This window comes from Mesorhizobium sp. AA22, assembly GCF_001672375.2.
GTDB classification, from domain to species: domain Bacteria; phylum Pseudomonadota; class Alphaproteobacteria; order Rhizobiales; family Rhizobiaceae; genus Mesorhizobium; species Mesorhizobium wenxiniae.
Window position 1 is genome coordinate 4767892 of the sequence record NZ_CP048406.1, and the last position, 19628, is coordinate 4787519.

Genomic DNA, 19628 nt, shown 5'->3' on the forward strand with positions numbered 1-19628 from the left:
TTCAAATTTCTTAGACCAGCGGACCCACCTGCCGCTGCGGGAGTCGACAGGAAACCCCACGGAATGCGCACGGACACCGGCCAGGTCTTCAAGCTCGAAGACTATCGCCCCACCGATTATCTCATTCCGAAAACCGGCCTGACTTTCCGCCTGTCACCAGAAGCCACGCGCGTCATCGCCGTGCTGACGGTCGAACGCCGCGACGGTGTCGCGGCGTCAGTGCCACTGGTGCTGGACGGCGATGGATTGACGCTCAGCCGCCTCGCAATCGACGGCCGGACACTCACGCCGGCAGATTTTCTTGCCACGCCCGATCAGCTGAAGATCACCACACTGCCCGCAGCATCCCGCTTCCAACTCCTGATCGAAACCGAGTTGGCGCCGGCGCACAACGAAGCCCTGATGGGCCTTTATCGCTCCAGCAACGTCTATTGCACGCAATGCGAGGCCGAGGGCTTTCGGCGCATCACCTATTTTCTCGACCGTCCCGATATCCTGTCCGTCTATACGGTGCGCATCGAGGCGCGGCACCACGAGGCGCCACTGCTTCTTTCCAACGGCAACCCGGCTGGCAGTGGCGAACTTGCCGACGGCTGGCATTACGCAGTCTGGCACGACCCCTTCCCCAAGCCGTCCTATCTGTTCGCCCTGGTGGCGGGCGCTCTCGGCAAGGTCGCGGACAGCTTCGTCACGTTGTCTGGTCGGAAGGTCGAGCTCGGCATCTATGTCGAGCCGGGCAAGGAGGGGCTCGCCGGCTATGCCATGGACGCCCTGAAACGGTCGATGAAATGGGACGAGGAGGCGTTCGGCCGCGAATACGACCTCGACGTCTTCAACATCGTCGCCGTGTCCGACTTCAACATGGGCGCGATGGAGAACAAGGGCCTCAACATCTTCAACGACAAATATGTGCTGGCCGACCAGGAGACCGCCACGGACGCCGATTTCGCCAATATCGAAGCGATCATCGCGCATGAGTATTTCCACAATTGGACTGGCAACAGAATCACTTGCCGCGACTGGTTCCAGCTTTGCCTGAAGGAAGGGCTGACGGTCTTCCGCGATCACGAATTCTCCGCCGACCAGCGCTCGCGAGCGGTGAAACGCATTGCCGAAGTGCGCACATTGCGGGCACATCAGTTTCCCGAAGACCAGGGACCGCTGGCGCATCCTGTGCGGCCGCGCCGCTACCGCGAGATCAACAATTTCTACACGGCGACAGTCTATGAAAAGGGCTCGGAAGTGGTGCGCATGATCCGTACCATTCTCGGCAGCGAGACGTTCCGGGCCGGCATGGATCTCTATTTCGAGCGTCATGACGGCGAGGCTGCGACGATCGAGGACTTCATCAAGGTGTTCGAAGACGTGTCCGGCCGCGACCTCTCGCAATTTTCGCTCTGGTACCATCAGGCGGGCACGCCCAATCTGACGATCAGTTCGACGCACAATGCGGCAGCGCAGGAGTTCACGCTCGAGATCGAGCAGTCGGTGCCGCCGACGCCGTCCGAAAGCCGCAAGCGGCTGATGCATATTCCGCTTGCCTTCAGCCTAGTCGGCACCGACGGCAAAGCGATAGCCTATAGCGGCGTCGAGGGCGCCAGCGTCGAGGACGGCGTCATCCATATCCGCAGGCGCCGGCACATGGTGCGCTTCTCGGGCGTTGGCGAGCGCCCGGCGATGTCGCTCAATCGCGGCTTTTCGGCGCCGGTGACGCTTTCGGTCGAGCAGAAGGCCGACGATCAGTTCTTCCTTGCCGGCCATGACAACGATACCTTCTCGCGCTGGCAGGCGTTCAACACGCTTTTGACCGAGGCGCTGATATCAGCCTTCCGCCAGGTCCTTGACGGCCAGCAGCCCGGTTTCGCATCACGGTTGACCGGGCTTGCCGGCAAAATAGCCGGCGACGAGACACTCGAACCGGCCTATCGGGCGCTGGCTGTGGCGCTTCCGAGCGAAGCCGATATCGCCCGCGACATCGGCAAAAACATCGATCCCGATGCCATCTTCTCCGCCCGCGAGGCGCTGACGGCCGCGATCGCCGAGGCCAACCGCGAGATATTCTCCGACCTCTACCATCGAATGGCCGACAAGGACGCTTTCAGTCCGGATGCGGCGAGCGCCGGGCGCCGGGCGCTGCGCAACATCCTGCTCGACTATCTCTCGCTGCTGCCGGGAGGTGCGGCGCTTGCGGCCCGGCATTTCCAGTCCGCGACCAACATGACGGACCGCGCCGCCGCACTGACCGTGCTTGCGCTCCGCCACAGCGGTTCGCCCGAGACGGTCAAGGCGCTGGCCGACTTCGAAGCGAAATATACGACCGATCCGCTGGTGATGGACAAATGGTTCCAGATCCAGGCCAGCGTGCCCGGCCCGCAAACCATTTACGCGGTGCGCGCCCTGACCAGCCATCCGGCCTTCTCGATGGCCAACCCGAACCGGGTGCGCTCGCTCGTCGGCACGTTTTCCAGCGCCAACCAGACTGGCTTCCATCGCGCCGACGGCGAAGGCTACAGGTTTTTCGTCGAAACGGTCCTGCAGGTCGAAAAGCGCAATCCGCAGTTGGCCGCCCGGCTGGCGACAGCACTCAGATCATGGCGCTCGCTCGAACCTGCCCGGCAGGCCAAGGCAAGGGAAGCGCTGCTTTCGATCTCCAATGCCGAGAACCTATCGGCCGATTTGCGGGACATCGTCGAGCGCACGCTGGCGTGAGGGTCCCTCCCCTTGAGGGGAGGGTGGACAGCCGCCGAAGGCGGATGGAAGGGTGGGGTCACTGCGGCAGTACGCGGCCTCGACCGACGCCACCCGCCCCGACCTTTGATTTAAAAGGTGGAGCGCTTCGCCGGGGACCCCTCCCGGCCCTACGGGCCACCCTCCCCTCAAGGGGGAGGGAAAGTCGGCGCCGAACTATTTTAGTCGATTTTTAATCTTTTTTCGCCGCGCCTATGGACAAGCCGAATCACCTTTGATTCTTTAGCTGAAGATTCGGAAGTGCGGCGTCGCCGGATCATCAAGCAGGTTTAAAATCGGGGAGAGCCATTTATGGCGAAGGCGGACGCGTGGGGCGCGCCCGGAGGGACAGCTTTTGAGCGGCGTGAGGCGAGAAGCGATGGTCTCGCCGGCAACGCGCGGCTCATCGCCGAACCCGCCTACCGACGGCTTCTGGCAGCCGAGCCATTGTTGCGCCGATCGATACCGGCCCTCATCATCATTTTCCTGGTCGTCATCGCGGCGCTGCGGTTCCTGTCGCTGATGAACGAGCGTGACGACGTGGAACGCGACGCCAAGGCGATCCTCTCGCTCGCGGCAGGCCAACTGGCCAGTTCGATTAGCGTGGATGCGAACTTGGGCTCAACGCCTGGCGCGACGCAGGACCTGTTGGAGGGCATCAGCCGTCAGGGCGCGATGGGCCGAAGCCACGTGCTTGCGGTCACCGACAGCGCGTTCAAGATCGTTGCCGTGACACCGCAATCGACCGGCTGGGAAGGGCGGTCGCTCGACGCCATCGCCCAGGGCGGTCAGCCGCTGTTCATGTTCGGCGACCGCGCCGGGGTGATGGAGGTCAGAATCGGCGGCCAGGACTGGTATGCGGCGGTGAGCCTGACAAACGGCAGGAACAGTGCTGCCGCAGCGCTCGTTCCGCAGGATGCGGTCTTCTACACCTGGCGCAAGACTGTTTCGCTCAACGTCACGCTGTTCGTGCTGACAGCCGGCGTACTGATCGTCATCCTCTACGCCTATTTCGGCCAGGCGGCGCGCGCCCAGGCGGCCGACCGCATTTATCTCGAAGCGCACCAGCGCATCGACATGGCGCTGGTGCGCGGCCGCTGCGGCCTGTGGGACTGGGACATGGTGCGCGGCAAGATGTACTGGTCGCGCTCGATGTACGACATGCTGGGCTATGAGCCCTGCGACGCAATGCTGTCGTTCGGCGAGGTCGACGAGATCATCCATCCCGAGGACGGCGACCTGTTCCAGCTCGCCAACAGAATCGTCGCCCGCGAGATCGATCACATCGACCAGGTGTTCCGGATGCGCCATGCCGACGGACAATGGGTGTGGATGCGCGCAAGGGCGCAGGTGATCGACCCGGAAGCGCCGGAGATCCAGCTGATCGGCATCGCCGTTGACGTCACCGAGCAGCGGCACCTGGCGCTGCGCTCCGAGGCCGCGGATCTTCGCCTGCGAACGGCCATCGAAAACATCAACGAGTCCTTCGTGCTCTGGGATTCCGCCCAGCACCTGATCATGTGCAATTCCAAGTACCAGCAGGACAACGGTCTGTCGGATCGCGACGTGATGCCAGGCGCCTCGCGCGCCGTTCTCGAAGATCGCATGCTTGCCTTCGCTTCGGAGCGCCGGCTTGCCAACACCAATGGGCAGCAAGGCGGCGTGACCTTCGAGCGGCAGCTTGCCGATGGCCGCTGGCTGCAGGTGAACGAGCTGCGGACCAGGGACGGCGGCACCGTCTCGGTCGGCTCCGACATCACCCAGATCAAGCTGCACCAGGAGAAGCTGGTCGACAGCGAGCGCCGGCTGATGGCGACGATCCACGATCTCAGCCTTGCTCGCCGGGCGGAGGAAGAGCGGTCGCGCGAACTGGTCGAGCTCAATCGCAAATACATGAAGGAAACCGAGCGCGCCGAGGCGGCGAACCGGGCCAAATCCGAGTTCCTGGCCAACATGTCGCATGAATTGCGCACGCCGCTCAACGCGATCATCGGCTTCTCGGAGCTGATGGAACAGGCGCTGTTCGGGCCCTTGGGTTCGCCGCGCTACGAGGAATATGCCACCGACATCAACGGCAGCGGCAAATATCTTCTGGGCGTCATCAACGACATCCTCGATATGTCGAAGATCGAGGCCGGCCAGTTCTCGATGGATCAGGAGGAAATCGACCTCTGTCCGCTGATGAGGGAAACGGTGCGCGTCATCTCGCTGCAGGCAGCGGAAAAGTCGATCACCGTCGAAACGCGCATCCCCGATTCACTGACGCTGTTCGCCGACCGCCGGGCGATCAAGCAGATCATTATTAACCTGCTGTCGAATGCGGTGAAATTCACCGGCCAGGGCGGCCGCATTGCGGTAAGGGCCCGCAACACGTCCAGTGCTCTGGTCCTGACGATCGAAGACAATGGCTGCGGCATCCCCAAGGAGGCGCTGAGCAAGCTCGGGCGGCCGTTCGAACAGGTGCAGAACCAGTTTTCCAAGAGCCATGCCGGTTCCGGCCTTGGCCTTGCCATCTCACGCTCGTTGGCCGAGCTTCAGGGCGGCGCCTTGAAAATCCGCTCCACCGAAGGCACCGGCACGATCGTGTCGGTGCGCATTCCGATCAAGAAGTCGACGCAGCCGGTCAGGGCCGCCGCCTGACTTTCTGTTGTTGTGAAGCGGTTGGAACTTTCGGAAACGCCGAATGGACAGCGCCCCCGATGCTTTTCGAAACAGCCGTTTGGCGTTGTGACGTCATGATCGTTTCGCACGAAGCAAAAGGTCGAAATCCTTTCTGACCTTTTGCGATGTCTCCTTGAGGTGCGCTTCCAGCACACCGAAATCCGGCAGGTCGGTAACCGCCAGAAGCAGATCCGAAAGCCCAGGCGGAACGTCGTCCCGTTCGAATACGCCGGTGATGCAGAGCCGCGTCATCTGGGTCAGCGCCAGATAAAGCGCATAAGCATCGCAAAGCTCTTGCCTAACCTGGACCTCAGCGAAATCCGGCGCCAGCCTCGACAGAACTTCCGCCGTCCCGGTGATTCGGCGGCCGGCTTCGACCTTTCCCGTGATCACCGCCACCTGCGCGATGAATTCGAGATCGATGAGACCGCCCGGAATCAGCTTGATGTCCCAGAGATCGCGTGGCGGCTTCTCCTTCTCGATCATCGTGCGCATCTCGGACGCCTCGGCCATCACCTTGGCGCTGTCGCGCGGCAGGGCAAGCACCGCCGCCACCTCGGCCTCGGCCTCGGTGCACAGCGTTTGATCGCCACCGATCGCGCGAGCCCTGGACAGCGCCATGTGTTCCCATGTCCAGGCGTCCTTGCGCTGGTACTTCTTAAAGGCATCGACATGGGTCGCCACCGGCCCCTTGTTGCCGGACGGCCGCAAGCGAAGGTCGAGCTCGTAGAGAACGCCCTCGGCGGTCGGCGCGGACACGGCTGATATCAGCCGCTGCGTCATCCTGCTGTAATAGTGGGATGGGGCGAGCGGCTTGTCGCCATCGGATTCTTCGGCATCGGTGTCGTGATCATAGAGCAGGATAAGGTCGACGTCGGAGCCGGCCGTCAATTCGCGACTGCCGAGCTTGCCCATGCCGAGCAGCGCAACGGTGCCGCCGACGATGCGACCGTGGCGCAGCGCGAACTCGGCGATGACCGCCTGCAGCGCCGCTTCGATGGTGAGATCGGCCAGATCGGAAAAGGCGCGGCCGGCGCGGGCCGGATCGATCGAGCCGGCAAGCAGCCTGACGCCGATCAGGAATTTTTGCTCGGACGCAAAGATGCGCAAGCGGTCGAGCACGTCCTCATAGTCTCTGTCGCCTTCGAGGAAGGCGGCGAGACGGCCGGACAGATAGGCGCGGTCCGGCAGTTCGGTCAAAAGGGCCGGATCAAGCAGGCCGTCAAACACGTGCGGCCGGCGCGTGATGATGGCGGCCAGCCGGGGGGCCGCGCCCATGATCGTCGCCAGCAGCTTCAGCAGAGCCGGATTGGACTGGAGCAGCGAGAAGAGCTGGATGCCGGCGGGCAGGCCGGCGAGGAATTCGTCGAAGCGCATCAACGCCTCGTCCGCCCGGCGCGTCTGACCGAAGGATTGCAGCAGCGCCGGCGTCAGTTCGGTCAGCCGCTCGCGCGCCTCGGCCGACTGGGTGACGCGATAGCGGCCGAAATGCCAGCCGCGGATAACCCGGCAGATGTCGCTCGCCCGCTGAAATCCCAGTCTCTGCAGGGTCTGCAACGTATCGGGGTCATCGACATCGCCGGTAAAGACCAGATTGCCGATGCCGGCCGAAAGCTCGGGCGCGGTTTCGAAAAGCGCTGCGTAGTGACGTTCGACCTGATGGAGTGCGGCGCGGAAGGCCTCGGCAAAGACGGCCGCATCGGCAAAACCGAGCATTCGGGCAATGCGTTCGAGCCCTTCGTCATCTTCCGGCAGTATATGGATCTGCTCGTCGGCGACCATCTGGACGGCATGCTCGACACGGCGCAGGAACCAGTATTGCCGAGCGAGCGCGTCGCGCGCATCGGCCGTAATCCAGCCGCGTGCCGCAAGCTGGCCAAGCATCGGCACGGTCTCGCGGCCGCGCAGCTCGGGGAAGCGGCCGCCGGCGATGAGCTGCTGGGTCTGGACGAAGAATTCGATCTCGCGAATGCCGCCGCGGCCGAGCTTGACGTTGTGGCCCTTCACCGCGATCTCGCCGTGGCCCTTGTGGGCGTGGATCTGGCGCTTGATCGAATGGACGTCGGCGATCGCCGCGTAGTCCATGTATTTGCGCCAGATGTAGGGCTGGAGGTCCTTCAGGAACGCAGCACCGGCGGCGAGATCGCCGGCCACCGGACGCGCCTTGATCATGGCCGCGCGCTCCCAGTTCTGGCCGCGCGCCTCGTAGTAGCGCAGTGCCGCCTCGACCGGGATCGCCAGCGGCGTCGAACCGGGATCGGGACGAAGCCTGAGGTCGGTGCGGAAAACATAGCCGTGTTCGGTGCGGTCCTGGAGAATGCGGACCAGCCGGCGGGTCAGGCGCGAAAACAGCTCCGTCGCATCGAGCGGATCGACGACGGCTGGCGCCTGCGGGTCGAAGAAAACGACGAGGTCGATGTCGGAGGAGAAGTTCAGCTCATGCGCGCCAAGCTTGCCCATGCCGAGCAGGATCCAGCCCGACCGGCGCGCCGGATCCTCGGCGTCCGGAAGTTTGAGCTTGCCCTGTCCGTGCGCGTCGCGAAGCAGGAAGTCGACGGCAGCGCGGGTGCACGCGTCGGCAAGATCGCTCAGCCGCCGTACTGTGATTGCAGTTTCAGCCTCGCCTGAAAGGTCGGCCAGCGCGATCAGGATATGCGCTTCCGCTTTCCATTGCCGCAGCTCCATCATCAGGCTGTTTTCAGAAATGCCTTCCACCCGCGCCGCCTTGTCGATTGCGGCGCCGATCATCGCCAACCGGGTCTCGACGGTCTCATCGAAAAGGGCATCAAGGATCTGCGGGCGGCGGCGCACGGTGCCCCGCAGGAATGGCGACAGATCGAACACTGCCGCGAGGAACTCCTGACTGGCGCCCTTGCCGGCGAGAAATTTCGCGAGCCGGGTAAGCCCGTCTTCCTGCGCGGCGGAAGTGATTTCCGACAATTCCCGCCTGGCGCGGTTTTGATCCAGGGGAGCGAGCTTTGCCGCCGGCTTCAAAAGCCAGTTGGTCTGTTCCCCAGCCGCCCTCACCGCCATCAGCGATCCTCCCGTTCGGGAAAACTCATGACGACGGACAATCCGGGATCGGCGGGCAGAAGATCAAGCCGTCCATTGTGGAATGTCATGATTGCCTTGGCGAGGCTGAGGCCCAGGCCGGAACCCGGCTGCGATCGGCTTTTCTCCAGCCGCACGAAACGCTCGGTTGCCCTGGCGCGATCGGCATCGTCGGGAATCCCCTGGCCGTTGTCTGTGACGGAAAGCCTGATTTCCCTGCCGACGCGATCGAGCGCCACGCGGACGGTCGGCTTGGAGTTCGAATCGATCGAATATTTTATCGCGTTGTCGACGATGTTCGATAGCGCCTGGCCGATCAGCTCGCGATTGCCCTCGACGGCAAAGCCATCCTGACCCGAGGTCTCGAGTGTCACCCCCGCCTCCTCCGCCACCGGCTCGTAGAGCTCGACGACATCGTGCACGGACGCAGCCAGATCGACCCGGCTGGTGCTTTCGGAGGAATAGCCCGCCTCCAACCTGGAGATCATCAGGATGGCGTTGAAGGTCTTTATCAGCTGGTCGGACTCGGCGATCGTCCCTTCCAGCGCCTGGCGGTAGTCGGTAGTGCTGTGCTTGCCGGAAAGCGTCGCTTCGGCACGGTTGCGCAACCTGGTCAGCGGTGTCTTCAGATCGTGGGCGATGTTGTCGGAGACCTGCTTCAGCCCTTCATTCAGCGTGGCGATCCTGGCCAGCATGGAATTGAGGTTTTCCGACAGCCGGTCGAACTCGTCGCCGGCCCCGGTGACCGGCAGCCGGCCGGAGAGGTCACCGCCCATGATACGGCGGCTGGCTTCCGATACGATGTCGATGCGCTTCAGCGCTGCGCGGCCGACAAAGAACCAGATCAGGAGCCCGCCGAGCGCCATCATGCCGAGCGCCAGCATCAAGGCGCGACGGATGACGGCGCGGAACCGCTCAGGCTCGCCCAGATCGCGGCCGACGAGCATGATCATCTGGTTTGGCAGGCGCAGCACCAGCGCGATGGCGTTGTGGCCCTTCTCGCCTTCGACTTGGACTTCGCCCTGACTGGGTTCGTTTGGGTCGGCCACCGGGTTGCGTTGCCGCTCGAGCTCGCCCTCGCCGAAGCGCCGGTAGGAAAACGGCTCCGTCGTCCAGCCCTCGGCTTCGAGAACGCCAGGCTCCAGGCTCTGAACGTTTCCGGTCAGGATCTGCCCGTTGGTGTCGGCGATCAAATAGAGATTGGCGCCGGGCTGGCGGGAGCGCTGCTCGACCACGCGGACCAGCAGCGGCAAGCCGCCGCGCTGGTAGGCCCGGGCGAGGCCGAGCACTTCGTCGTTGATGGTCTCTTGCGTTTGGCCGGTCAGCATGCGTGCAGACAGCGAGGTCATGTAGAAGACGAGCAGCACCGCGCATATGGCGAACAGCAGGAGATAGAGCGCCGAAAGCCGCGCTGCCGTCGTCTTCATGATGGCCGGCATGGAAAGAGCCATGCTACCCGCTCTTGAGCATATAGCCGGCGCCACGAACCGTGTGCAGGATCGGCTTGTCGAAGCCCTTCTCGATCTTGCCGCGCAGCCGCGAGACGTGAACGTCGATGACGTTGGTCTGCGGATCAAAATGATAGTCCCAGACATTTTCCAGCAGCATGGTGCGCGTCACCACCTGGCCGGCATGGCGCATCAGATATTCCAGCAGGCGGAACTCGCGCGGCTGCAGCGTGATTTCGCGCGCCGCGCGTCGCACCGAATGAGAGAGCCTGTCGAGCTCGAGATCGCCGACCCGGTAGAGGGTTTCGGCTTCCCTGGCGCTGGCGCGCCGGTTCAGCACCTCGACCCGGGCCAGAAGCTCGGAAAAGGCATAGGGCTTGGTCAGATAGTCGTCGCCACCGGCGCGCAATCCGGTGACCCGGTCGTCGACTTCGCCGAGCGCCGACAGGATCAGCACCGGCGTCGTGTTGCCCCTGGATCTCAGACCGGCGATGACCGACAGGCCGTCGCGGCGCGGCAGCATGCGGTCGACGACCATCACGTCATAGTCGCCGGAGTCAGCGAGCGCGAAGCCGGTTTCGCCGTCGCCGGCGACATGCGCGGTGTGTCCGGCCTCGGTAAAGGCTTTCTGGAGGTAATCGGCCGCTTCGCGATCGTCTTCTATAACGAGAATCTTCATGGGACCGTTATACGCGATTTCGCTGGAAGATTGAGTGGCCGGCATATGTATCGTGGCCTTCATCAGGGCGTTTCGCGAACAAAGTGATTCAAGGATACGCAGTAAGTCCTTGTTTTGGAATGTCGCTGACGCCGAGCCGCCGGCACCCTCGGATCAAGCCCGAGGCGGGCTTTAGGGCAACCTGCTTTGTTGTTTGACATGCCGTCATGCTTTGTTCGAGCGGCAGCGGGCTTCCATCGCCCGCTGCCGCTGGGGCGGAACACGATGACTGACTAACTAATGTATTCAAGCCCCGTGCTTTCCCGTGCGGCGGCTCGGGGTGTTTGAAACCGCCGCACCGGAAAAGTTTGGACGTCAGCCCTTGGCGACAGGCAGCGCGACGAAGCGGTTGCTATCGTCGCGGGTGATCTGCATCAGCACCGCCTTGCGGCCCGACTTCACCGCATCGGCCATGGCCTTGGCGACGTCGTCGGTGCCATTGACCTCCGTCGAATTGACCGAGGTGATGACGTCGCCGGGCTGGATGCCGCGATCGGCGGCATCGCTGTCGGGATCGACATCGGTTACCACAAGCCCTTTGCCATCGTCGGACCTGGTGACGGTGAGACCGAGATCGGCCAGCGTATCGGCCTTTGCCGGGGCGGAAGGCTGCTGGTCGGCCGAAGCCTGCTTGTCGCTCGAAGGCAACGTGCCGAGATCGACCTTGACGGTCTCACTCCTGCCGTCACGCCACAGCGTGACGTCGACGGGCTTGCCGGGCTGGTACGCGCCGATCAGACGGGCGAGTTCCTTCGGCGAAGCGACGTCCTTGCCGTCCACCTGAGTGATGACGTCACCGGCGGTGATGCCGGCCTTCTTGCCGGGACCATCCTCTTGCGCGCTGGAAACGAGCGCACCCTTATCGGACTTCAGCCCGAGCGATTCGGCGATTTCTGAGGTGACCGGCTGGATCTCAACGCCAAGCCAGCCGCGCTGGACGGTGCCGTCCTTCATCAGATCCTGCACGACCTGTTTGGCCGTCGAGGCGGGAATGTCGAAGGCAATGCCCACGCTGCCGCCGGACGGCGAGAAGATCGCGGTGTTGATGCCGACAACCTGACCGTTGAGGTTGAAGGTCGGGCCGCCCGAATTGCCGCGGTTCACCGAGGCGTCGATCTGGATGAAGTCGTCATAGGGGCCGGCGCCGATATCGCGGCCACGGGCCGAGACGATGCCGGCGGTGACCGTGCCGCCGAGGCCGAACGGATTGCCGACGGCCACGACCCAGTCGCCGACGCGAACCTTGGAATCGTCGGCGAAGTCGACATAGGTGAACTTGCCGTCGCCTTCGACCTTGAGCACAGCGAGGTCGGTGCGCGGATCTGTGCCGACCAGCTTGGCGTCGAGTTCCTTGCCGTCATGCATTACCACCGTGAAGGACGAGCCGTCTCCGACGACATGGTTGTTGGTGACGAGGTAGCCATCCTCGGAGATGAAGAAACCGGAACCCTGGGCGACCGGCCGCGGCTGGCGGTCACGGCGTTCGAAACGCCGCATTCCATCCCGGCCATCCTGATCGCCAAAGCCACGGAACTCCCTGAAGAAGCGGCGCAATTGCGGATCGTCGGGAAGATTGCCGAAGGCGTCGGGCAGGTCGGAGCCGTCGTCGGCGGTCGTTTCTATCTTGGCTTTGACGCGGACACTGACGACCGCCGGCGAAACGCGCTCGACCACGTCGGCGAAGCTCGGGACCTGCGGTGCCTCGACACGCACCGCCTCGGCCAGGACCGGGGCTGTCCCGGTGGCAACCGCGCCGAAGCCGATCGCGCCGGCAATGGCCACTGAAGCGGCGGCAGCCAACAGGCGTTTGCGGGTGCGGGGATTTGAATTGGGGGCAATATTCATGGGTCTCGTATCCTCTTTCAAGGGATGCGCTTCGGTCGGCATCCTCGGGCAAGAGAAATAGGGGCGCGCACATTACGGCGCCATTTCCGGTGCATGAAACTTTTGTAATGTTGCGGGCGGCCGCCGCCTTCAGTCCCGGTGCAAAATAGTGTCCAGCTCCGCCTGCTCCTCGGCGGTCAACGCATTGGTTGCCGTCGAACGGCGCGACCGGGCGGTCAATACTATGAAAATCCCGCCGGCAAAGAGCAGAAACACCGGCGTGCCCCACAACAGCGCATTGCGCAGGCTGAAGCGCGGCTTCAACAGCACGAACTCGCCGTAGCGGGAAACGATGTAGTCTATCACCTGCCGGTCGGTGTCGCCGGCGACGAGGCGCTGGCGCACCAGCACGCGCAGGTCGCGGGCAAGGTCGGCATCGGATTCGTCGATCGACTGGTTCTGGCAAACCATGCAGCGCAGCTGCTCCGAAAGCGTCCGCGCTCGCGCCTCGAGCGCCGGGTCGGCCAGAACCTCGTCGGGCTTCACCGCAAGCGCGGTGCCGGCAAACAACAGCGTCAGCAGCAAGACTAGGGAGGCCAGTGAAAATCTTGCGGTCATAGCAGGCTCGCGGAAGGTACGGCGCCCGCCGACTTGCGACGGCGGGACGGTGCCCCGACGCGCAGGCGCCGGTCCATGAGCGACATCGCGGCACCCGCCATCATGACAAGGCCGCCACCCCAGATCAGCGTCACCAGCGGCTTCCACCACAGCCGCACCACGACGGAACCGTCGGTCCCCTCGTCGCCAAGCGAGAGATAGAGCTGGCTGAAACCGATCGTCTTGATACCGGACTCGGTCGTCGTCATCTGTCGGACCGGATAGGAGCGCTTGGCGGAGGTGATTACAGCGGTAGTGCTTCCATCGGCGCCGAGCAGAGCGAAGCGGCCGCGATCCTCGCTATAGTTAGGTCCCTGGGCCGGATAGAGCCCTTCGAAACGCAGCATGTGGCCGGACAGTTGCACGGTCTCGCCAGCATGCATCGACAAGATCTTCTCGGTGCCGAAGCAAAGCGTGCCGACGATGCCCAGCGTCGTCAGCCCGAGGCCAAGATGGGCGAGTGCGGTGCCGAAGACCGAACGCGGCAGGCCGGCGAAGCGCCTGAGCATGACGCCGGGCGCGACAGTGCCGAAGCCGGACTTGACGGCAATATCGGTGAGCGCGCCGCAGATCAGCCAGAAGGCCAGGCCGACGCCAAGTGCCGCGAACACTGAGGCGCCATCGATGAACAAGGCCGTTACCAGCACGGCCAGAAGCGCTGCGGCGAAGGCCGCCATCAGGCGCTGGGCGACGGCGAAGATGTCGCCGCGCTTCCAGGCCAGCAATGGTCCGAATGGGACCACGACCAATAGCGGCACCATCAGCGGTCCGAATGTCAAGTTGAAGAACGGCGCGCCGACCGAAATTTTTTCGGCTGAAACGGCCTCGACCGCCAACGGATACAATGTGCCGATCAGCACGGTGGCAGTGGCCGTGGTCAGGAACAGGTTGTTGAGGACCAGCGCTCCTTCGCGCGAGATCGGATGAAACAGGCCGCCGGCCGTCAACCTCGAGGCGCGCAGGGCGAACAACGCCAACGATCCGCCGATGAACAGTGTCAGGATGCAGAGAATGAACACGCCTCGCGTCGGATCGGTGGCGAAGGCGTGGACGGAAGTGAGCACGCCTGAGCGCACCAGGAAGGTGCCGAGCAGCGACAGCGAGAAGGTCAGAATCGCCAGCAACAGTGTCCATATCTTCAGGGCCGAGCGCTTTTCCATGACGATCGCCGAATGGAGCAGCGCCGTGCCCCCCAGCCAAGGCATGAAGGAGGCGTTCTCGACCGGATCCCAGAACCAGAAACCACCCCAGCCAAGTTCGTAATAGGCCCAGTAGGAACCCATGGCGATGCCGCCGGTCAGGAACATCCAGGCGACCAGCGTCCATGGCCGCACCCAGCGGGCCCACGACGCGTCGATGCGGCCTTCGATGAGGGCGGCGACCGAGAAGGAAAAGCAAATCGAGAAGCCGACATAGCCCAGATAGAGCAGCGGCGGATGGATGGCGAGGCCGAGATCCTGCAGGATCGGATTGAGATCGCGGCCCTCGATCGGCGCCGGATTGAGCCTGGCGAACGGGTTTGATGTCGCCAGGATGAACAGGAAAAAGGTGGCGCCGATCGCCCCTTGCACGGCCAGCACATTGGCTCGAAGGGCCGCGGGAAGATTGCGGCCGAAAGCCGCGACGAGGGCGCCGAAAAAGGTCAGGATCAACACCCAGAGCAGCATCGAGCCCTCGTGATTGCCCCAAGTGCCGGTGATCTTGTAGATCAGCGGCTGCAGCGAATGCGAGTTGTCCCAGACGTTGGCCACCGAAAAATCGGACGTCGCATAGGCTATGGCCAGCGCCGCGAAGGACAGAGCGGTCAAGGTAAAGCCGGTCACCGCGACCGGACCGCCGACGGCCATCATTTTCTGGTTGTTCATGTGCGCGCCGAACATCGGCACCAGCGTCTGCACCAAAGACAGCGCGAACGCCAGGACCAGCGCGAAATGTCCGGTTTCAACCATTGTGGCGCCCGCCAGGTTTTTGTTTTGCCACAGGTTCTTGCCGCAAAACCGTGAGACACTTTTGCGGAACCTGCTTAGTCACTCTTGCTCTCCTGCCACACGCCCTTGGACTTGAGGCCGTCGGCCACCTCCTTGGGCATGTAGTTCTCGTCGTGCTTGGCCAGCACGCTGTCGGCGACGAAGACGCCGTCCGGGCGAAACGTGCCTTCTGTGATGACGCCCTGCTCCTCACGAAAAAGGTCGGGAAGAATGCCGGTGTAGGTGACCTTGACCTGCTTCTGGTTGTCGGTCACCGAAAAAGCGACGGTAGCCCCCTGACCGCGCTCGATCGTGCCTTTTTCGACGAGGCCGCCGAGCCTGATACGCTGCCCAGGCTGCAGGCTGGCGGTGGTCAGATCGGCGGGCATGTAGAAGTAGGAGGCCTTCTGGCCGAGCGCGTAGAAGGTCAGGCCGGTGGCGGCACCGAGGAAGGCCAACCCTCCGGCGATCACCGACAGTCTTTTCTGCTTGCGCGTCATGTTTTACTCCGTCGCCGTCAGGCCGAGCGAGATGGCAAAGGCGGTGAATTTCTTCGCTTCCTCACTATCTGAGCCAAAAACGGCGATACCGCGATTAAGCGCGTCGCGTGCTTGATCGGCCTTGCCCAGCACGACATAGGAACGAATAAGCTGCATCCATCCTTCCGCATCGCGCGGGTTTTGCCGAAGTCTTTCATCAAGTCCCGCAACCATGGTGTTGATCATCGCTTCCCTGTCCTGCGGCGACATCGACGAGGCTGCATCGACATTCGCGGCGTCCGGGCCTTTTGCAGGCACTCCCGAAGCGACGTTCTGCTTGGCGGATTCGGCCAGTGCCTGCTCGACGGCGCCGCGCCAGGCTGAGTCCTGCGGCAAGGCCGCTAGCATTTTCTGCCAGACAGCTGTGGCCTGCTCAGTGCGGCCTTCCTGCGCCATGCCCATCGCCAGATAAAAGCTGGCCTTCGGATTTGCCGGATCGAGCTTCAGCGCCGCCTCGAAGGCGGCCTGAGCGTCGGCCGAGACTATGCCGCCCGCTGCGCTGGCGATCGCCTCTCCGAGGCCGGCCTGGCGGGCAGCACTGTCGCCGTCGAGGCGAATGGCGTTCCGGTACGCCGTCACCGCGTCGGAAAACCGCTGCATGCGCAGATAGACCGGCGCCAGAACGCCCCAACCCCTGCCATCGGACGGATTCGCGGCAAGGTGGGCCTCGGCGCGTGCCACCAGTTCCTCCACCGAACTGTCGGCGGGATTCTTGGCCAGTCGCTCGCTGAGCGGCTGCGACGGCAGATCGGGCGAGCCGAGCTGGCTGTACAAGCCCCAACTGACCAGCGGAACCGCCAGGACCGCGGCCGTCGCAACCAGCCTGGTCGCCATTGACGGCTGCCGCGCCGCTGACTTGTCGGCGGCATTGTCAAGTCGAAGGATGCGGCGGGCGATCTCCGCACGCGCCTCTTCGGCCTCCGCCGGCTGGATCAGGCCACGCGCCACGTCCAGGTCAAGCTCGGACAACTGGTCGCGATAGACTTCAAGGTCATGATCGCTGCTCGCCGCACCACCCTTCGAGCCGCTGGCCAGCGGTATCAGAACCGCCAGGCTTGCACCCAGCGTGAGAATGGCAGCTATGACCCAGAACAGCATGCTTATTCCAATAACGGCAGAGCCCTGCCCTGCCAACACAGGGGTCCTGCGACGCTTTGACGGCAGGAGCGTCGCATGTCCTTGATTGATGTCAACCGGAGCATTCGGCCGGTTTGTTATGTCAGTGGCGTCCAGCTGCCATCGGCGTTGCGGCAAGCGGTTCCGCGCGCGGTGGTGCCGGCGGCACCGGTAAAGACTGTATGGGTGTATTGCCGGCAGTCCTGCGAGCCGACACGATAGGGCTGGGCGGGCACGACTTCACCGTAATGCGCCGACCGATCGCTCTTCCACCTCACCTTCTGGCCACTCGCGGTGTACTCCAGCGCCCTGTATTCCGCTTCCAGCGCCTTGCGCTTTTCGGGATCGCTCAAACCGGCACCGATCGATCCGCTGACGAGGCCGCCTCCCATGGCGGAAATGATCGTCGTCGCGATCTTGCCGTCACTTTGCGGCGTGGCGGCCGGCTGCGGCGCCACCGTGGAGCCAGCGCTCCTGCCCAGCGTCGTGCAGCCGGAAACGGCCAGCAGTGCGGAAACGAGCGCGACGCGAATCTTCATGCCAACAACCAGTTTTCTTGAGTTAGAGCTGGGCCGCGCCATCGGGGGAAGTCAGCGTGGCCATAGTGACGATGTTTGTCGGAAATTTGGCCGCGGCCGACGGCTCCGGGACCAGTCGACATGCCGCAATATCACGCACGGCCGATCAATGTCGACTAGCCCAGCAAAAGCATAAGTCTAGTGAAGGCTCCGCAATCGAACCACCGCCTTCAACCCGCCCATGCTCGACCGTTCCAGAGCCAGAACGCCTCCATACTCGTTGACCAGGTCGGCGACAATGGCAAGTCCAAGCCCGGTCCCCGGCTTTGTCTCGTCGAGCCGCCGTCCGCGCTTCAGCGCCTCGCGCGCCTTGTCTTCGGGAATGCCCGGGCCGTCATCTTCGATGCTGATCTCGAACAGATCGACAGCACCCTCCTTGCCGACGCCACTCTTCTTGCCGGAGATCGGCGCCACCGACACGGCGACCGCGCTCTTTGCCCATTTCATGGCGTTGTCGAGCAGATTGCCAAGCAATTCTTCCAAATCCTCGCGTTCGCCGGCAAAGACGATATCGACTGCGGGCAGCGACAGCGAGAGAGCGGTCTGCGGGTTGAGTTTTTGCAGCACGCGTACCATGCGCTGGACCAGCGGCGCCACCGGCGTGCGGTAGACGACGCTGTCGCGTTGTGCCGCAACGCGGGCGCGCTGCAGATAATGGTCAACCTGCTTCTGCATCGACGCGGCCTGCTCGGCTATGAGCTGGCCCTTGGCGCCGCCGAGCGCCCGCCCCTCATTGATCAGCACCGCCAGCGGCGTCTTCAGCGAATGGGCGAGGTTGCCGACCTGCGTCCGTGAGCGCTCGACAATACGCTTGTTGTTTTCGATCAGCGCGTTGGTCTCGTTGGCGAGCGGCTCGATCTCGGCCGGGAAGCGACCGTCGAGCCTTTGCGCGGTTCCTTCGCGCACCATAGCGAGAGCGTTCCTGACCCGGCGCAATGGCTGCAGGCCCAACAGGATCGCGATGGCGTTGATGGCGATCATGCCGACGCCGAACAGGGAAAGATAGGTCAGCAGGCGACGCTGGAAGGCGCCTATTTCCTGCTCGAGCTCGGTCTTGTTGCCCATGACACGGAAGCGCGCTGCGCGATTTTTCGCGTCGAGAACGAATTCGCTCTCGAAAACTTCCAGTTCCTCGCCATCGATGCCTTCTGTCGCATAGCTGCGCTGGAAGCTGGCATTGAAAGGAACCTCGGCGACGCTTGGCGACAGGATCGCCTCGGTCATCGAGGAGGAGTGCAGCTCACCGCGTACGCCTTCCGACGCAGGCTCCACCGACCAGTACCAGCCGGAATTCGGCTCCGAGAACCGGAGGTCGCCAAGGTCGGGAGCGCCGGTCAGCGACCCGCCTTCGGACACGCCGACCGAGCCGATCAGATTGAACAGATGCGCCGACAGCAGGCTGTCGAAACCGCGCTCGCTCGCCTGGCGATAGAGGGTCGTGATCAGCGTGAAGATGACAATCAGGGTGAGTATCGCCCAGACCGTGGAAAAGGCAATCACCCGGAACGCCAGCGAACGCGGCCAGAACCGCAGTGAAAGCGGCGTTCTTGCAGTCTGTTTGAGCGGTTCCGCCTTACGCCTCCGGCTCACGCATTCGATAGCCCATGCCGCGAACGGTTTCTATCATGTCGATGCCCATCTTCTTGCGAAGCCGCCCGACAAAGACCTCGATTGTATTGGAATCGCGGTCGAAATCCTGATCGTAAAGATGCTCGACCAGTTCGGTCCGGGACACGACCTCGCCCATATGGTGCATCAAATAGGCAAGCAGGCGGAATTCGAGCGACGTCAGCTTCAGCGGCACGCCGTCGACATCGGCCTTGGAGGCCTTGGTGTCGAGCCGCAACGGCCCGCAGGTCAACTCGGACGACGCATGGCCGGCCGCGCGCCGGATCAGCGCTCGGACCCTGGCCAGCACCTCTTCGATGTGGAACGGCTTGGTGACATAATCGTCGGCGCCGGCGTCGATGCCGGATACCTTGTCGCTCCAGCGATCGCGCGCCGTCAGAATCAGGACCGGCATCTTGCGGCCGCCGCGCCGCCAGCGCTCGACCACACTGATGCCGTCCATCTGCGGCAAGCCAATGTCGAGCACGACGGCATCATAGGGTTCGGTGTCGCCGAGGAAATGCCCTTCCTCACCGTCGAAAGCCCGGTCGACGACATAGCCGGCATCGACCAGCGCGTCCGATATCTGCCGGTTGAGATCCTTGTCATCTTCGACAACGAGTACGCGCATGCGGGGATCATACCTGTTGAAGAACTGGCCTGTTGAAGAGCTGCCCTATTTGAGAGGCTGCCCTGTCGAGAAACTGGGCGTCATCTATAGGCCGATTCCAGCG

At 63.4% G+C, this 19628-nt stretch carries 13 protein-coding genes; 2 read left to right on the forward strand and 11 right to left on the reverse strand.

The features are described from left to right. The first annotated feature begins 63 nt into the window (after positions 1-63). Complete coding sequence (gene pepN / locus A9K68_RS23045; RefSeq protein ID WP_065010438.1) at positions 64-2709, forward strand: aminopeptidase N; 2646 nt, start codon at positions 64-66, stop codon at positions 2707-2709. Positions 2710-3039: 330 nt separating this feature from the next. Continuing rightward, a complete protein-coding gene (locus tag A9K68_RS23050) occupies positions 3040-5367 on the forward strand; it encodes a PAS domain-containing sensor histidine kinase (RefSeq protein ID WP_065010437.1) in 2328 nt (775 codons plus the stop codon). Positions 5368-5460: 93 nt separating this feature from the next. On the opposite strand, the gene A9K68_RS23055 is transcribed toward A9K68_RS23050, so the two are convergent. The 11 genes from A9K68_RS23055 to A9K68_RS23105 form a co-directional block, all read right to left on the reverse strand. After that, the gene (locus A9K68_RS23055; protein ID WP_065010436.1) at positions 5461-8421 is read right to left on the reverse strand and encodes a bifunctional [glutamine synthetase] adenylyltransferase/[glutamine synthetase]-adenylyl-L-tyrosine phosphorylase; all 2961 of its coding nucleotides are present in this window, start codon (positions 8419-8421) and stop codon (positions 5461-5463) included. Continuing rightward, on the reverse strand, positions 8421-9890 hold the full coding sequence (locus A9K68_RS23060) for an ATP-binding protein (RefSeq protein WP_065010435.1): 1470 nt from the start codon (positions 9888-9890) through the stop codon (positions 8421-8423). Before A9K68_RS23060 ends, A9K68_RS23055 begins: the two co-directional genes overlap by 1 nt. A gap of 1 nt (position 9891) precedes the next feature. After that, positions 9892-10566, reverse strand: coding sequence for a response regulator transcription factor (locus A9K68_RS23065; RefSeq protein WP_029354580.1), 675 nt, complete (start codon positions 10564-10566; stop codon positions 9892-9894). Between the two features lie 354 nt (positions 10567-10920). Next, a complete protein-coding gene (locus A9K68_RS23070; protein WP_065010479.1) occupies positions 10921-12450 on the reverse strand; it encodes a DegQ family serine endoprotease in 1530 nt (509 codons plus the stop codon). Positions 12451-12579: 129 nt separating this feature from the next. After that, complete coding sequence (locus tag A9K68_RS23075) at positions 12580-13047, reverse strand: cytochrome c-type biogenesis protein (RefSeq protein WP_065010434.1); 468 nt, start codon at positions 13045-13047, stop codon at positions 12580-12582. Continuing rightward, positions 13044-15035: a heme lyase CcmF/NrfE family subunit gene (locus A9K68_RS23080; RefSeq protein WP_065010433.1), complete on the reverse strand. Its 1992-nt coding sequence runs from the start codon at positions 15033-15035 to the stop codon at positions 13044-13046. The genes A9K68_RS23075 and A9K68_RS23080 overlap by 4 nt, the downstream gene beginning before the upstream one ends. A 74-nt stretch (positions 15036-15109) precedes the next feature. Continuing rightward, positions 15110-15553: a cytochrome c maturation protein CcmE gene (gene ccmE / locus A9K68_RS23085; protein WP_065010432.1), complete on the reverse strand. Its 444-nt coding sequence runs from the start codon at positions 15551-15553 to the stop codon at positions 15110-15112. A 3-nt stretch (positions 15554-15556) separates the two neighbouring features. Further along, on the reverse strand, positions 15557-16690 hold the full coding sequence (ccmI, locus tag A9K68_RS23090; RefSeq protein ID WP_065010431.1) for a c-type cytochrome biogenesis protein CcmI: 1134 nt from the start codon (positions 16688-16690) through the stop codon (positions 15557-15559). A gap of 116 nt (positions 16691-16806) precedes the next feature. Then, positions 16807-17247 (reverse strand): hypothetical protein, encoded by a 441-nt coding sequence (locus A9K68_RS23095; protein ID WP_065010430.1) that lies wholly within the window; start codon positions 17245-17247, stop codon positions 16807-16809. Positions 17248-17424: 177 nt separating this feature from the next. Then, positions 17425-18876 (reverse strand): ATP-binding protein, encoded by a 1452-nt coding sequence (locus tag A9K68_RS23100; RefSeq protein WP_029354592.1) that lies wholly within the window; start codon positions 18874-18876, stop codon positions 17425-17427. Continuing rightward, positions 18860-19525 (reverse strand): response regulator transcription factor, encoded by a 666-nt coding sequence (locus A9K68_RS23105; protein ID WP_065010429.1) that lies wholly within the window; start codon positions 19523-19525, stop codon positions 18860-18862. The genes A9K68_RS23100 and A9K68_RS23105 overlap by 17 nt, the downstream gene beginning before the upstream one ends. Between the last annotated feature and the right edge of the window lie 103 nt (positions 19526-19628).